This is a genomic window from Micromonospora sp. CNZ297, from assembly GCF_007827625.1.
The window spans coordinates 439,036-453,411 of the sequence record NZ_VISU01000001.1; the positions used below are offsets into that span (position 1 = coordinate 439,036).

The 14,376-nt window shown below is 75.2% G+C and carries 13 protein-coding genes; 11 read left to right on the forward strand and 2 right to left on the reverse strand.

All coding sequences use genetic code 11. From position 1 onward, the window contains the following. Positions 1–104: 104 nt before the first annotated feature. From FB454_RS01995 to FB454_RS02045, 11 genes are read left to right on the forward strand one after another with little or no spacing between them, the layout of a single operon-like run. The gene (locus tag FB454_RS01995) at positions 105–1,259 is read left to right on the forward strand and encodes an acyl-CoA dehydrogenase family protein (RefSeq protein ID WP_013286920.1); all 1,155 of its coding nucleotides are present in this window, start codon (positions 105–107) and stop codon (positions 1,257–1,259) included. Further along, complete coding sequence (locus tag FB454_RS02000; protein ID WP_013286921.1) at positions 1,256–2,089, forward strand: cyclase family protein; 834 nt, start codon at positions 1,256–1,258, stop codon at positions 2,087–2,089. Before FB454_RS01995 ends, FB454_RS02000 begins: the two co-directional genes overlap by 4 nt. After that, a complete protein-coding gene (locus FB454_RS02005; protein WP_013286922.1) occupies positions 2,086–2,724 on the forward strand; it encodes a TetR/AcrR family transcriptional regulator in 639 nt (212 codons plus the stop codon). Before FB454_RS02000 ends, FB454_RS02005 begins: the two co-directional genes overlap by 4 nt. Next, complete coding sequence (locus FB454_RS02010) at positions 2,721–4,055, forward strand: phenylacetate--CoA ligase family protein (RefSeq protein WP_145822347.1); 1,335 nt, start codon at positions 2,721–2,723, stop codon at positions 4,053–4,055. Before FB454_RS02005 ends, FB454_RS02010 begins: the two co-directional genes overlap by 4 nt. Next, positions 4,055–5,221: a thiolase family protein gene (locus FB454_RS02015; RefSeq protein ID WP_145822348.1), complete on the forward strand. Its 1,167-nt coding sequence runs from the start codon at positions 4,055–4,057 to the stop codon at positions 5,219–5,221. The genes FB454_RS02010 and FB454_RS02015 overlap by 1 nt, the downstream gene beginning before the upstream one ends. Beyond that, complete coding sequence (locus FB454_RS02020) at positions 5,218–6,621, forward strand: 3-hydroxyacyl-CoA dehydrogenase NAD-binding domain-containing protein (RefSeq protein ID WP_145822349.1); 1,404 nt, start codon at positions 5,218–5,220, stop codon at positions 6,619–6,621. The genes FB454_RS02015 and FB454_RS02020 overlap by 4 nt, the downstream gene beginning before the upstream one ends. Further along, positions 6,618–7,448 carry an SDR family oxidoreductase gene (locus tag FB454_RS02025; protein ID WP_145822350.1) on the forward strand — a complete coding sequence of 277 codons (831 nt, stop codon included), beginning with the start codon at positions 6,618–6,620 and terminating at the stop codon, positions 7,446–7,448. Before FB454_RS02020 ends, FB454_RS02025 begins: the two co-directional genes overlap by 4 nt. Then, positions 7,445–8,239 (forward strand): CoA-transferase, encoded by a 795-nt coding sequence (locus FB454_RS02030; protein ID WP_145822351.1) that lies wholly within the window; start codon positions 7,445–7,447, stop codon positions 8,237–8,239. The genes FB454_RS02025 and FB454_RS02030 overlap by 4 nt, the downstream gene beginning before the upstream one ends. Next, positions 8,236–8,964 carry a co-chaperone HscB gene (locus tag FB454_RS02035; protein WP_013286928.1) on the forward strand — a complete coding sequence of 243 codons (729 nt, stop codon included), beginning with the start codon at positions 8,236–8,238 and terminating at the stop codon, positions 8,962–8,964. Before FB454_RS02030 ends, FB454_RS02035 begins: the two co-directional genes overlap by 4 nt. Continuing rightward, entirely contained in the window at positions 8,961–11,075 is a 2,115-nt protein-coding gene (locus FB454_RS02040; RefSeq protein ID WP_013286929.1) for an acyl-CoA dehydrogenase family protein, read from the forward strand. Before FB454_RS02035 ends, FB454_RS02040 begins: the two co-directional genes overlap by 4 nt. After that, on the forward strand, positions 11,072–11,821 hold the full coding sequence (locus tag FB454_RS02045) for an enoyl-CoA hydratase (RefSeq protein ID WP_013286930.1): 750 nt from the start codon (positions 11,072–11,074) through the stop codon (positions 11,819–11,821). The genes FB454_RS02040 and FB454_RS02045 overlap by 4 nt, the downstream gene beginning before the upstream one ends. A 70-nt stretch (positions 11,822–11,891) precedes the next feature. Here FB454_RS02045 and FB454_RS02050 read toward each other — a convergent pair whose 3' ends face one another. Then, complete coding sequence (locus FB454_RS02050; protein ID WP_013286931.1) at positions 11,892–12,791, reverse strand: ROK family protein; 900 nt, start codon at positions 12,789–12,791, stop codon at positions 11,892–11,894. A 95-nt stretch (positions 12,792–12,886) separates the two neighbouring features. Beyond that, the gene (locus tag FB454_RS02055; RefSeq protein WP_013286932.1) at positions 12,887–14,341 is read right to left on the reverse strand and encodes an argininosuccinate lyase; all 1,455 of its coding nucleotides are present in this window, start codon (positions 14,339–14,341) and stop codon (positions 12,887–12,889) included. Positions 14,342–14,376 lie beyond the last annotated feature (35 nt).

Genomic DNA, 14,376 nt, shown 5'->3' on the forward strand with positions numbered 1-14,376 from the left:
GCGCTTGACACACTTCCAGCGCACCGCCTAGACATCTCGACATACGCAACGGTATGGCGTGCGGCGCAACGACCGGCCCGCGCCGGAGAACCGGGAGGCACCACGTGTCCGTGATCTGGGAGCCACGCCTGGACGACGAGGGCCGCCACTGGCGCGACCTCGCCCGGGACGTGGCGGCGCGCCACTTCGCGCCGCTGGCCGAGGAACTCGACAGGGAGCAGCGCTACCCGTGGGAGAGCGTGCGGGTGCTCGTCGAGGAAGGGCTGGCCGGGCTGCTCGTGGAACGCGAGCACGGCGGGCGGGGCGCGTCGTTCGTGACCGCCTGCGCGGTCATCGAGGAGGTCTCCCGCGCCTGCCCGTCGACCGGCGCGATCCTCACCGCGTACGCGCTCGGCGCCACCCCGCTGGTGCTGGCCGGCACCCCCGAGCAGCGCGAGCGCTACCTGGGTGGCCTGGCCCGGGGCGAGGCGATCAGCTTCGCGCTGACCGAGGAGGGCGCCGGCAGCGACGCCGCCCGGATCCGCACCACAGCCGAGCGCGAGGGCGCGGGCTGGCGGCTGCGCGGCGAGAAGATCTACATCGGAAACGGCGGCGCGTCGCGCTACTACGTGGTCTTCGCGCTCACCGACCCGCAGGCCGGCACCCGCGGCATCACCGCGTTCCTGGTGGACAAGGACGCCGACGGCGTGGTCATCGACCGGTACGAGGACAAGATGGGCATCCGCGGGACGCTCACCAGCAACCTCAAGCTGGACACCTGGGTGCCCGACGGCGACGTGCTCGGCGACCTCAACCGGGGCATGCGGCTGGCCATGCAGACGCTGTCCGCCGGGCGGATCAGCGTCGCCGCCCAGTCGCTCGGCGTCGCCCTGGCCGGCTTCGACGTCGCGTCGCGGGAGGCGGCCCGGCGGGAGACGTTCGGCCGGCCGATCATCGACAACCAGGGCATCTCGTTCCCGCTGGCGGACGTCGCCACCGGCATCACCGCCGCCCGGATGATCACCTTCGAGGCCGCCCGCACCCATCAGGAGGGCGGCGACGTCGGCATCCTCGGCGCGATGGCCAAGCTGTACGCCAGCGAGGTCGCGCACCGGGCGGTCGACACGGCCGTGCAGGTGTTCGGCGGCGACGGCTTCTGCAAGCCCTGCCCCGCCGAGCGGCTCTACCGGGACCAGCGGATCCTGGAGATCTACGAGGGCACCTCGGAGATCCAGCGGCTGGTGCTGGGCCGGGCGATCAAGGCGTCGGTGGCGGCATGAGCGCGTCCTGGCGGCTGAACGTCGACTGGCCCGCGTCCGGCCCGACCCGGGTGTTCGACCTGGCGCAGCAGATGTACACCGGCATCCCGCACCACCCGAACCACCCGCCGTACAGCTTCACGCTGACCAAGCGGCACGGCGAGATCATGTACCCGGACGGCGTCTCCGCCGCCGCCGAGATGATCACCACGGGCGGGCACGTGGGCACCCACGTCGACGGGCTCGCCCACGTCTCCCGGCTCGGCAAGGTGTACGGCGGGGTGGACGTCACCGCGAGCCAGTCGTACGCCGGCGGGGTGCCGGACGTGTCGGTGCACGAGCTGCCGCCGATGCTGGCGCCCGGTCATCTGGTGGACGCGACAGTCGCGCTCGGCCGGCCGCTGACACCCGCCGACGGCGTCGGCGCGGAGCTGTTCGAGCGCTGGTTCGCCGACCGCCCCCGCCCCCGCCCCGGCGCCGTGGTGCTGGTGCGTACCGGCTGGGACGAGAAGTGGACGGACAACGCCGCGTACCTCGGTGTCGCCACCGGCGCACCCGGCGTGGACGTCAGCGGCGCGCGCTGGCTCACCGACCACGGCGTGGTGGCTGCCGGCGCGGACACCATCGCGTTCGAGCACATGCCCAGCCCCGCGCTGGCGGTGCACTGCCACCTGCTCGTCGACCACGGCGTACCGATCATGGAGGCGATGAACCTCGCGCCGCTGGCCGCCGAGGAGGTCTGGGACTTCTTCTTCATCGCCGCCCCGCTGTCCATCCGCGGCGGCACCGGGTCACCGATCCGGCCGCTCGCCGTCGTACCCGACACCACCGCACCGGAGACCACCGCATGACCGCCGACGACGAGACCGCCGCGCGCCCGGCCGCCCCCGGCCGGCGGGACATCCTGGAGGCCGCCGCCACCGCGTTCACCCGCAACGGGTACGCGGCCACCACCATCGACGACATCGCCCGCGAGATGGGCGCCACGAAGGGCCGGGTCTACCACTACTACCGGGCCAAGGCGGACGTCTTCCTGGACATCGTCACCACCGGCATGCAGGAGCTGATCGACGGGATCGAGCCGATCGCCGGCAACGGCGGCCTCGACCCGGCCACCCGGCTCTGGCGGATGGCGCACCACCACGCCGGGCTGATGATGACCCGCAACTCGTTCCAGCGGGTGGCGATGCGCGCGGTCGAGATGCGCCGCCTCGGCGAGGCCCCGGCGCAGCAGCAGGCCCTGGAGACCGTGATCGCCATGCGCGACCGGTACGAGCAGATCTTCGCCGACGTCATCGACGAGGGCCGGAAGGCCGGGGTGTTCCGCGAGGTGGACAGCCGGCTGGCCACCAAGCCGCTGCTCGGCGCGCTGAACTGGATCAGCCTCTGGTACGACCCGCAGCGCGGCGACTACAACACCCGCCAGCGGCTCGCCGACGAGTACGCCGACTTCATCGTCGGCGGGCTGCGCCGGAGCCCGCGATGACCGGGCCGTTCTCCGAGCGCCACTGGCACGAGGCCGAGACGTGGCCGCGCGAGCGGCTGGCCGCGTACCAGCTCACCCGCCTGAAGGCGCAACTGTCCTACGTGTACGCCGCCAGCGACTTCTACCGCACCCGGTGGGACGCGCTCGGCTTCCACCCGGGCGACGTCCGGGAACTGGCCGACCTGCGCCGCCTGCCGCTGGTCGGCAAGGCCGACTACGTGGCCGACCTGGCCGCCCACCCGCCGTGGGGCAGCGCCGTCGCCGCGCCGGTCGCGGACCGCCGCCGCGTGCACTTCTCCTCCGGCACCACCTCGAACCCGACCCCGGTGCTGTGGACCGCGCACGACCTGGACCGCTGGGCCGACCTGTACGCGCGGGCCGCGTACAGCCAGGGCGTCCGGGACACCGACGTGTACCAGTGCCTGTTCAGCTACGCCTGGTTCGTCGGCGGGCTCGGCGCGACAGCCGGCTACCAGCGCATCGGCGTGACGCTGCTGCCCGCCGGGTCCGGCGACACCCAGCGACAGATCGACACGATCTTCCGGTACGGCACCACAGCCGTCGGCGGCACGCCGTCGTTCATGCTGCACCTGGCCGAGACCGCGGAACGCGCCGGCACACCGCTGCGCGACTCACCGGTGCGGCGGATCCAGGTCGGCGGCGAACCCGGCGCCGGGGTGCCGGCCACCCGCGCGCACATCGAGCAGCGCTGGGGCGCCAAGTGCTTCGACGGGTACGGCAGCCTGGAGTTCCAGCCGATCGCCTGGGAGTGCGAGGAACAGGCCGGCGGCCACCTGGCCGAGGACTTCGCGTACGCCGAGGTGCTCGACCCGTACACCCACGAGCCGGTGCCCGACGGCGCACCCGGCCTGCTGGTGCTCACCCACCTGGACAAGCGGGCGAGCCCGCTGGTGCGGTGGGCCACCGGCGACGTGGTGGTCCGCGACAGCACCGCCTGCCCGTGCGGGCGCACGCTCGCCCGGCTGCCGGGCGGCGTCGTCGGCCGGGCCGACGACATGCTCGTGGTACGCGGGGTGAACCTGTTCCCGTCCGCCGTCGAGCAGGTCGTCCGGGCCACGCCCGGCGCCTGCGGCGAATACCTCATCGTCCTCGACGAGGACGTCACCGACCCGGCGACCGGCTACCTCACCGGCATCAAGCTGCGCGTCGAGGCGACCGGCGACGGCCAGCGGGTGGCCCGCGAGCTGGCGCACGCCGTGCGCGCCGAGCTGACGGTGCGCGCGGTGGTGGAGACCGTCCCCGAGGGCACGCTGCCGCGCAGCACCCACAAGAGCAAGCGCGTCGTACGCGCCGACCGGAAGGTTCCGTGATGGACAGGCAAGCGTTCCTGGTCGGCGCCGTGCGTACCCCGCACGGCCGGTACGGCGGCGCGCTGCGCGACGTGCGGGTGGTGCGTCTGGGCGGGCTCGCCGGTGCCGAGGCGCTGGAGCGGGCCGGGGTGCCCGCCGAGGCGGTGGACGAGACGGTGGTCGCCAACTGCCGCCAGGCGGGCAACGGCCCGAACCCGGGACGGCAGATCTCGCTGGCGGCGGGCGTGCCGGTGCCGACGCCCGCGCAGACCATCAACATGGCCTGCGCCTCCGGCCTCAAGGCGGTGCAGCTCGCGCACCGGTCGGTGCGGTCCGGCGAGGCCGACGTGGCACTGGCGGTGGCCGCGGAGAGCATGAGCACGATGCCGTACCTGGCGCCGTACACGCTGCGCTGGGACGGGGTGCGCCGCGGCGACGTCCTGCTCCAGGACGGCTGGCGTGACGGCGGCACCGACCCGATCTGCGGCATGAGCATGGGCGAGACCGCGGAGAAGGTGGCCCGCGAGTTCGGCGTGTCCCGCGCCGACCAGGACGCCTGGTCGGCGCGCAGCCACCAGCGGCTGGCCCGGGCCTGGGAGTCCGGCGCGATGGCGCAGGAGGTCCTGCCGCTGGACGAGCTGGACCGCGACGAGACGGTACGCCCCGACACCACACCGGAACGGCTCGCCCGGCTGCGCCCGTCGTTCACCGACGGCGGCACGGTCACCGCGGGCAACGCCAGCCAGATGGCCGACGGCGCCGCCGCTGTCGTGGTGGCCGGCGGCGAGGCGGTACGGCGGTACGGGCTGACCCCGCTGGGCCGGATCGTCGGGTTCGCGGCCGTCGGCGTGGACCCGACGATGATGGGCGTCGGACCGGCCGAGGCCATTCCGCTGGCCCTGCACCGGGCCGGGCTGACCGTCGCCGACGTGGACCTGTTCGAGATCAACGAGGCGTTCGGCGCGCAGATCGTGCAGAACGTGCGCGCGCTGGGCCTGGACGAGGAGCGGGTGAACGTCAACGGCGGCGGGATCGCCCTCGGCCACCCGACCGGACAGAGCGGCGCCCGGCTGATCGTCTCGCTGCTGCACGAGCTGGCCCGCCGCGACGGCCGGTACGGCGTGGCGAGCCTCTGCGTCGGCGGCGGACAGGGCATCGCCGCCGTGATCGAGCGGGTGACCCGATGATCGCCGTCGTGGTCGGCCTCGGGCCGATGGGCCGGGGCATCGCGCAGGTCCTCGCCGGGGCGGGGCACACCGTACGGGTCGTCGACGCCACCGCCGAGCTGGGCCGTGCCGGCCTGGAGCGGATCCGCGCCGACGGTGCCACCGGCGACCTCGGCGCCGCCGCCGACGTCGAGACCGCGCTCGCCGGCGCGGACGTGCTGATCGAGGCGATCGTGGAGGACATGGCCGCCAAGCGCGACCTGCTCGCCCGGGTCGCCGCCGCGGGCGGGCCGGACCTGCTCGTCGCCTCCAACACCTCGTCGCTGAGCGTCAACGAGATGGGCCGCGCGTTCGGCGCCCCGGAACGCCTGCTCGGGCTGCACTTCTTCAACCCGCCCACCCGGATGCGCCTGGTGGAGGTGATCGTCGGCGCGGCCACCGGCGAGGCGACGGTCCGGCGGGCGCTGGCGCGCGTGGAGTCGCTCGGCAAGACCGCTGTGGTGTGCCGGGACTCGCCGAACTTCATCGTCAACCGGGTCTGCCGGCCGCTGTACTACGAGGCGCAACTCCTCCTCGCGCAGGGCGTCGAGGCGGCGGTGGTGGACGCGGTCGCCCGGGGCGCGCTCGGGCACCCGATGGGTCCGCTGCAACTGCTCGACTTCACCGGGCTGCACACCCACCTGGCCTCGTCGGAGACCGCGCTGCGCGAGTTCGGCGACCCCCGCTACCGGCCCATCCCCCAGGTGCGTGGCCTGGTCCGGGCCGGTCTGACCGGCAAGGCCGCCGGCCGCGGCTTCTACGACTACGCCACCGAGCCGCCGCGCGACGCCAACGCCCGGGTGGTCCGGCGGCCCGGGGCGCCGAACGGTCCGGCGGCCCGCGTGGTGAGCCTCGGCGCGCCGACCCCGCAGCGGGTGGCGGAGCTGGCCCGGCTGGCGGCCCGGCAGAACGTGGTGCTGGACAGCTCCGACGCCGGCTGGGCCGAGGTGCTGCCCGCCGACGTCGGCTGGATCCGGCTGCACCGGCGCGCCGACGACGCCGTGTTCGCCGAGGTGGTCGAGGACCCGGTCGCGGGCGTCGCCGTCCCCGGCTTCGTCGACCGGCTGCTGGATCACCTCGGCGCGTCGTCGGTGCGGGTGCCGGCGCTGCCCGGCCTGGTCGGCGACCGGCTCGCCCACTGCCTGGTGAACGAGGCGGCCACTGTGGTCGAGGAGGGCACCGCCACCGCCGACGACGTGGACGTGGCGTTGCGCCTGGCGATGAACCATCCGCGCGGCCCGTTCGAGACGCTGCGGGCCGCCGGGGCGGGGACCGTGTACGAGGCCCTGCGGTCGATGGCCGACGCGTTCGGCGACCCCCGCTACCGGCCGGCGCAACTGCTGCGGCGGCAGGCGATCGGTGAGGCGAGGGCCGCCCGGTGACGCGGGGGGACGACACCGGTGTGGCCGTGCTGCGCGCGGGTGTGCTCGCCGGGCGGCACGCGGTGGTCACCGGCGCCGGCAGCGGCATCGGCCGGGCGGTCGCGATACGCCTGGCCGAGCTGGGCGCCCACGTCACCGGGCTGGGCCGGCACGCCGACACGCTCGCCGCCACCGGCGAGGCGATCACCGGCGAGGCGGCCACCGGGGGCGGCCGCTACACGTACGCGGTCTGCGACGTCCGCGACCACGACCGCGCCGCCGCCACCCTCGCCGAGGCAGGCGAGGCGCACGGCATCGACCTGCTGGTGAACAACGCCGGCGGGCAGTTCTTCGCCCCGGCCACGCGGATCTCTGCGGGTGGCTGGGCCGCAGTCGTCGACCTGAACCTCACAAGCGTCTTCCACCTCACCACCGCCGCGTACCCGTACCTGCGGCGCACCCGCGGCGCGGTGGTGAACATGTCGCTGTCAGGGGTGGAACGCGGCGGGCAGGGCATGGCGCACGCCGTCGCGGCCCGCGCCGGCGTGCTCGGGCTGACCCGCACGCTGGCCCTGGAGTGGGCCGCCGACGGTATCCGGCTCAACTGCCTCGGACCGGGCACGGTGCTCACCGCCGCGCTCGACGCCGAGGCCGACCGGCACGTGCGGGACAACCTGGTGGACCGGGCCACGCCGCTGCGCCGCCCGACCCGCGCCGAGGAGGTCGCCGAGCTGGTGGCGTTCCTGGCCGGCCCGGCCGCCGCCATGATGACCGGCCAGCTCATCCAGCTCGACGGCGGCGCACACCTGGGACCGGGGCTGCACATGCTGGCGGAGGCGTACCGGTGAGCCGCGCCCTCGCCGACGTCGTGGCCGAGCACGTACGCCCCGGACGACGGGTCTACCTGGGCAACTTCGGCGCGCAACTGTTCGCCGTGGGCCACGAGATGATCCGGCAGCGGATCCGGGACGTGGACGTGGTGATCGCCTCCGGCGGGCTGCTGATGGACCAGTTGCTCGGCGCCGGGGTGCTGCGGTCGGCCACGTACGGCCACTGCTGGAGCCCGGTCGGCCCGGCGCCCGCCTGGAACTTCCGGCGTGCCGCGCAGGACGGCGACACCCGCGTCACGCTGCACGAACTGAGCCTCGGGCTGCTCACCGCAGCGCTCACCGCGGGCGCCTGGCGGGTGCCGTTCATGCCGGTGCCGGACCTGCCCGGCACCGGCTACCTGGACGAGGACTGGAGCCGGGGGCGGCTGTCCTCGGTCGACTCGGCGTTCGGGCCGGCCCGGGTGGTCCGCGCCGAGCGGCCCGACGTGGCGTTCGTCCACGTGGACCTGGCCGACGCCGACGGCAACGGGATGATCCGCGGCCCGCTCGGTGAGGTGCTCGTGGCCGCCCAGGCGGCCCGGCGCACCGTGCTCGTCGCCGAGCAGGTCTCCGACGCCGAGACGGTACGCGCCGCCGGGATCAGCATCCCCGGGCTGCTCGTCGACGCGGTGGTCGAGTCCCCCGGCGCGGTGCACCCCGACGGCGCGGTCGGCCGGTACCCGCGTGACGTCGAGGCGTACCAGCGGTATGCCCGCCGCTCGGCCACCGCCGACGGCTTCCGGCGGTGGCTGGCCGAGGAGGTGCTGTGACCACAGCGGACTTCCTGGTCCGGGCGGCGCGGGAGTTCCGGCGCGGCGGCTGGGTGTTCACCGGCTTCCACTGGCCGGTGCTCGCCGGCCAGTGCGCGTACGCGCTGCCCGGCGAACCGTTCAGCCAGGTCTTCGAGGCCGGCGCCAGCGCGCACCGGCCCGGCGCCGACGTGCCGACCAGCACCACCGACTACCCGGCGTACGCCGGCGGGTTCGGCTGGCTGGGCGGCACCGCCGACGTGCTCCTGGCGATGGGCCACCGGTTCGACCGGGTGGTGCTCGACGCCGGCAACGTCGACCTGCGCGGCCGGATCAACTCGTCGTACCTGGGCCCCCGGGAGCGGCCCACGGTGCGGCTGCCCGGCGGCGGGGGCGCCGCCGACATCGCGGCGGCGGCACGGGAACTGGTGCTGCTGCACGGCGCACGGGATCCACGCCGGATCGTGCGCGCGGTCGAGCACGTGACCGCCGCGCCCGCCCCGGACGCGCTGGTGCGGCTGCACACCCGGTGGGGCGTGGTGCGGCTCAGCGCGGATCCGCGGCTGGAGGAGGTCACCGCGGACGGCGAGGTGCTGCGTGCCCACCTGACCGCGCTCGGCGTACCCGTCGACGGCGCGGCGCCCCGGCCGCCGGTCACCACGGCCGAACGCGCCGCGGCCGTGGGCGTGCTGCGGCGGGCCGCCGTACGGGGCTACTCAGTGGCGAAGGGAACGGACAGAGGATGACTGACGACGATCTCGATGAGCTGCGCCGGCAGGTACGGAAGCTGGTCGGTGAGTGGCGCGACGGCGACCGGTTCCGGCCGGTGTGCGACGCGTGGCTGCGCTCGTACGACACGGAGTTCAGCCGCGCGCTGGCGGACCGGGGCTGGATCGGCCTGACCTGGCCGCGCGAGTACGGCGGGCAGGCCCGCTCGAACCGGGCCCGGCTGGTGGTCACCGAGGAACTGTTGCGCGCCGGGGCGCCGGTGGCCGCGCACTGGATCGCTGACCGGCAGATCGGCCCGGCCGTCCTGCGGTACGGCTCCCCCGCGCTGCGCGAGCGGTACCTGCCGGCGATCGCCGCCGGGGAGGTGACGTTCTGCCTCGGCATGAGCGAGACCGAGTCCGGCAGCGACCTCGCCTCGGTGCGCACCACCGCCCGCCCGGACGGCGACGGCTGGCGGCTCACCGGCGGCAAGATCTGGACCAGTCACGCCCACCGGTCCACGCACGCGTACGTGCTGTGCCGCACCGGCACCGGCGGCGACCGGCACGAGGGCCTGACCGAGCTGATCGTGGACATGTCCGCGCCCGGCGTGACCGTCCGGCCGATCGTCGACCTGCGCGGCGAGCACCACTTCAACGAGGTCGTCTTCGACGACGTGCGGGTGTCCGGCGACCACGTTCTGGGCACCGCCGGCAACGGCTGGACGCAGGTCACCGAGCAGTTGTCCTTCGAGCGCGGCGGGATGGAGCGGGTGCTCAGCACGTACCCGCTGCTGGCCGCCACCGTCGACGCGTGCGCCGCGCGGCGGGACGCGGACGCCGCGCTGGGCGAGGCGCTGGCCCGGCTGGCCGGGCTGCGCGGCCTGGCCTGGCGCATCGCCGGTGAGCTGGACGCCGGGCAGGCCCCGGTGCACGCCGCGGCGGTGCTGAAGGACCTGGGCACCGAGTTCGAGGCCGACGTCAACGAGATCGCGCGTACCGTGCTCGACGTCGAGCCTGACCCCGACGGCGACGGACCGGCCGGGCTGCTCGCCCAGGGGCTACTGGCCGCGCCAGGTTTCTCGATCCGCGGCGGCACCACCGAGGTGCTGCGCACCATCATCGCCAAGGGCGCCGCCCACGCGCCCCGGCGCGGCGGCGACGAGCTGCGGGAGCTGACCGACGACGTGCTCGGCGGTCACGGCGGCGACCCGGACGGCCTGCCCACGCTCTGGTCCACAGTGCACGGGCTGGGCTGGACCGGGGTGTCGGTGCCGGAGGACGCGGGCGGCTCGGGCGGCACGCTCGCCGACCTGGCCGCGCTCGTGCGCGGGCTGGGTCGCCACGGTGTCTCCCTGCCGCTGGCCGGGACCGTGCTGGCCGCCCGGCAGCTCGCCGCCGCCGGTCGCGGCCTGCCCGAGGGCGTCGCCACCGTGGTCGCCGGCGACGGGCTCGCGGTGGCCGGCGGGCGGCTGCGCGGCACGGCTGCCCGCGTGCCGTGGGCCGCCGCCGCGCGGACACTGCTGGTGTACGCGGGCGACGAGGCGTTCGTGGTGCCCGCCGACCACCCCGGCGTGCGGGTCACGCCCGGCCGCAACCTGGCCGCCGAGCCGCGCGACGACGTCGTGTTCGACGTGCCGGTCACCGGCGACATGCGGCTCACCGGCGTCGCGCCCGCCGGGGCGGTACGCGCCGAGGCGGCGTTGCTGACCGCCGCCGCGCTCACCGGCGCGCTGGAGACGGCTGTGGAGCACACCCGGCAGCACGTGACGACGCGGGAGCAGTTCGGCCGGCCGCTGCTGGCGTTCCAGGCGGTCGGGCAGACCCTGGCCCGGATGACCGCGCACACGCTGCTCGCCGGCACCGCGCTCGACGCCGCGCTGGCCGGGCCGGACCCGCTGCGGGTCGCCGCCGCGCGGGTGCTCACCGGCCGGGCCGCGACGATCGTGGCGCGCGGCGCGCACCAGCTGCACGGGGCGATGGGCGTCACCCGTGAGCACCCGCTGCACCTGTCCACCCGCAGGCTCTGGTCCTGGCGGGACGAGAACGGCACCCAGCAGTTCTGGGCCGCCACGCTCGGCGCGGCGCTGGTGCCGCGCGGCAGCGCGGGCGTCTGGTCCTGGCTGACCGATCAGGAGGCTGAGTCATGAGCAAAGTGGAACTGCACAACGCGGACGGGCGCTGGACGCTCACGCTGAACGACCCGGACCGGCGCAACGCCATCGACGCGGAGATGCGCGACGCGCTCGGCGACGCGATCGCCGAGGTGGCCGCCGACCGGCACGCCCGCACGCTCGTGGTCACCGGCGCGGGCACGGCGTTCTGCGCCGGCGCCGACCTGCCCGCCATGTTCGGCGAACCAGGCCGCGGCGTCGCGGAGATCCGCGCCGACCTGCACCGCGTCTACGACAGCTTCCTGCGGGTACGGGCGCTGCCGATCCCGACGATCGCCGCGGTGCAGGGACCGGCGGTGGGCGCCGGGCTGAACCTGGCGCTCGCGTGCGACACCCGGATCGTCGGGCCGAAGGCGAAGCTGATCGCCTCGTTCACGAAGCTCGGCCTGCACCCCGGCGGGGGCTGCACCTGGTTCCTCACCCGGGCGCTCGGCCCGGAACGCGCCCTGCAACTGCTGCTCGACGGCGGGAGCGTGGACGGCCCCGAGGCGGTACGCGTCGGGCTCGCCGCGACGCTCGCCGACGACCCGCTGGCGGCCGCGCACGAGCGCGCCGAACGGTGGGCGGCGCTGGACCCGGCGCTGGCCCGGGACATCAAGACGTCGGTGCGCACCGCGGAGACGGCCGGTTTCGCCGCCGCGCTGGAGTTCGAGTCGTGGGCCCAGGCGTCCTCGGCGACCGGGCCGGCGATCCAGGAGGCGGTGGCCGCGTTCCGCAGGTGACCCGTCCGCCGCGGGACCGGGCGGGGCGCCGCTGTGCGCCCCGCCCGGCGGCATCACGCCGCCGCTCCGGTCAGACCACGGCGGGCTGTGCCTCGGTGGCCATGACGAGCGCGCCGAGCAGCGCGGCGTCCTGCGCGAAGTCCGACAGCACGATCTCCGGCGGGTACGGCAGCGTGTGGGTGAGCCGCTCGGTCAGCAGCTCCCGCACCAGGTCGTTGCCGGCGACGCTGCCGACCAGCACGATCCGCTGCGGGTCGAGCAGCAGGCAGCACGTGACCAGCTGGCGGGCCAGTTCGTCGACGCGCAGGCGGAGCTGCTCCCGTACCGGGCCGGGCTGCTCCGCCGCCGCGCACAGGCCGGCGGCCCGGCCGTCCACGCCGAGGCGCTGCGCCAGCTCGTCCAGGGCCCGGCCGGAGAACGTCGCCTCCAGCATCGGTTCCAGGCGGGGCGGCCAGCTGAGGTCGGTCAGTCCGTAGGCGATCTCGCCGGCCGCGCCGTGGCGGCCCGGCAGCACCTCGCCGTTGACCGTCACCGCGGCGGCCACCCCGGTCCCGAGCCCGACGACGAGCCCCGGATCGGCGTCGCGCAGGGCCCCGAGCCGCAGCTCGGCGTAGGCGGCCGCCTTCAGGTCGTTCGTCACCCGCACGTGCGCCAGGTTGAGGTGGGCGCGGACCGCCTCGCCCAGCCGCAACTGCTCCCAGCCGGGCACGTTCGGCGCCAGTTCGATGCCGTCGTCGTGGACGACGCCGGGCGAGGCGATGCCGGCCGCGACGATCGTGCCGCCGGTCTGCTCGGCGAGTTCGCACGCCCGGTCCAGCGCCCGGGTGAGGGCCTGCTGCGCGCCCCGCTCGGCGATCGTGGGCAGGCGCTCGGAGACGAGCAGCCGGCCGTCGGTGTCGCCCACGCCGATCGCCATCTTGGTGCCGCCGAAGTCGATGCCGAGCAGGCGCGGATTTGCCGGTCGTTCCATGGTGATGTCAGATCGCCCTTCGGGCCGTCGGTCCAGATCACGTGGTCGCCGCGACACGACGTCCGCGACCACGGCCAGCTGCGGCTGCCGCCCCGTCACAGGCCTACCCTCGCCGCGACCGCCTCGGCGAGAGCCGCGTCGGCACGGGTCAGCCGCTCGCGCAACGCCTGCGCCCGCTCCTGCACCGCGTCGAGCATTGTAGACAGTCGTCCGACCTGGTCCCGGACGGCCGCCTCGCCGGGACCGTCGGCCTGGGCGCGGCGCAGCACGAGTTCCGGGCGGACCGCGGCGGCCAGCAGGTCCCGTACCGCGGCGTCGTCGAGCGCCAGACCGAGGTCGGCGGCGGTGGACCGGACCAGATCCTCGGTCCAGGTCGCCGGGGCGCCGCCGCGGACCAGCCGGCCGAGCAGCGAGTGGGCGCCGCGGAACGGCACGCCGTGGCGGGCCAGCGCGTCGGCTGCCGCGGTGGTGGTGGCGCCGGAGGCGACGATCTCCTCGCCGGACGGCGGGCGCTGCGGGTCCAGCTTGTCGATCAGGCCACCGAGCAGCGAGAAGAACCGGTACGCCCGGTCGTCGCCGTCCCAGAGCCGGGACTGCACGTCGGTGGTGGCGTTGTTCGAGTCCTCCCACCAGGCGGCGCCGACGTTGTTGAGCACGCTCGCCGCGTCGGCAGCGGCGGCGCCGGCCATCGAGACGAGGTGTTCCAGCACCACCGGGTTGCGCTTCTGCGGCATGATGCTGCTGCCCTGGGTGAACTCGCCGGGCGTGACCACCCAGCCCCAGCTCAGCCAGTCCATCAGGGTGCGGGCCAGCCGGGCGCCGGTGGCGAGCGCCTGCGCGTTGAGCGTGGCGACCCGGACCAGGTGGTCGGCGCCGGCCACCGCCTCGTACGAGTTGACGATGAGCTGGTCGAAGCCGAGCAGGTCGGCCAGCCGGCGGGGCGAGATGTCCAGGTCGGTGCCGGCGAAGGCGCAGGAGCCCAGCGGCGAGCGGTTCATCTCGTCCAGCAGGCCGGCGTACGCGGCGGCCTCGCCGGCGAGCGCCTCGGCGTAGCCGGCGAAGACGTGCCCGATGCTGGTCGGCTGGGCCGGGCGGCGGTGCGTGTAGCCGGTGATCACCACGTCGGCGTGCCGGTCCGCGCGGTCCAGCACGGTACGGCCGGTCGCCAGCAGCGCGTCGAGCACCTGGAGCAGCTGGTCGCGCAGCACCATCCGGAAGACGCCGGCGTCGAGGTCGTTGCGGCTACGCGCGAGCTGCACGCTCAGCTGCGACACCTCGATGCCGGCCGCGGCGGCGAGGCGCTTCTCCAGCGTGTAGTAGACGTCCTCGACGCTGCCGTCGTACTCCAGTTCCTCCGGCCGGTCCGCGGCGAGGGCGACCAGGCCGCGCAGCATCGTCGCGGCGGCGTCGTCGGAGATCAGCCCCTGCTCGGCGAGCATGACGACGTGGGCCTTGCTGGCCGTGACCATCGCCGGGTAGAGGTGGGCGACGTGGTGGTCGAACACGACGCGGAGGTGGTGCTGTTGGTAGACGGTCAGTGACGGGCTCATGGAGGCCTCCCGAGGTGGTGCGTGGTCCTGGGGCG

Coding starts and splice junctions, on each gene's coding strand:
- FB454_RS02000 (WP_013286921.1), top strand. CDS start 1,256: ATGAGCGCGTCCTGGCGGCTGAACGTCGACTGGCCCGCGTCCGGCCCG.
- FB454_RS02005 (WP_013286922.1), top strand. CDS start 2,086: ATGACCGCCGACGACGAGACCGCCGCGCGCCCGGCCGCCCCCGGCCGG.
- FB454_RS02010 (WP_145822347.1), top strand. CDS start 2,721: ATGACCGGGCCGTTCTCCGAGCGCCACTGGCACGAGGCCGAGACGTGG.
- FB454_RS02015 (WP_145822348.1), top strand. CDS start 4,055: ATGGACAGGCAAGCGTTCCTGGTCGGCGCCGTGCGTACCCCGCACGGC.
- FB454_RS02020 (WP_145822349.1), top strand. CDS start 5,218: ATGATCGCCGTCGTGGTCGGCCTCGGGCCGATGGGCCGGGGCATCGCG.
- FB454_RS02040 (WP_013286929.1), top strand. CDS start 8,961: ATGACTGACGACGATCTCGATGAGCTGCGCCGGCAGGTACGGAAGCTG.
- FB454_RS02045 (WP_013286930.1), top strand. CDS start 11,072: ATGAGCAAAGTGGAACTGCACAACGCGGACGGGCGCTGGACGCTCACG.
- FB454_RS02050 (WP_013286931.1), bottom strand. CDS start 12,791: ATGGAACGACCGGCAAATCCGCGCCTGCTCGGCATCGACTTCGGCGGC.
- FB454_RS02055 (WP_013286932.1), bottom strand. CDS start 14,341: ATGAGCCCGTCACTGACCGTCTACCAACAGCACCACCTCCGCGTCGTG.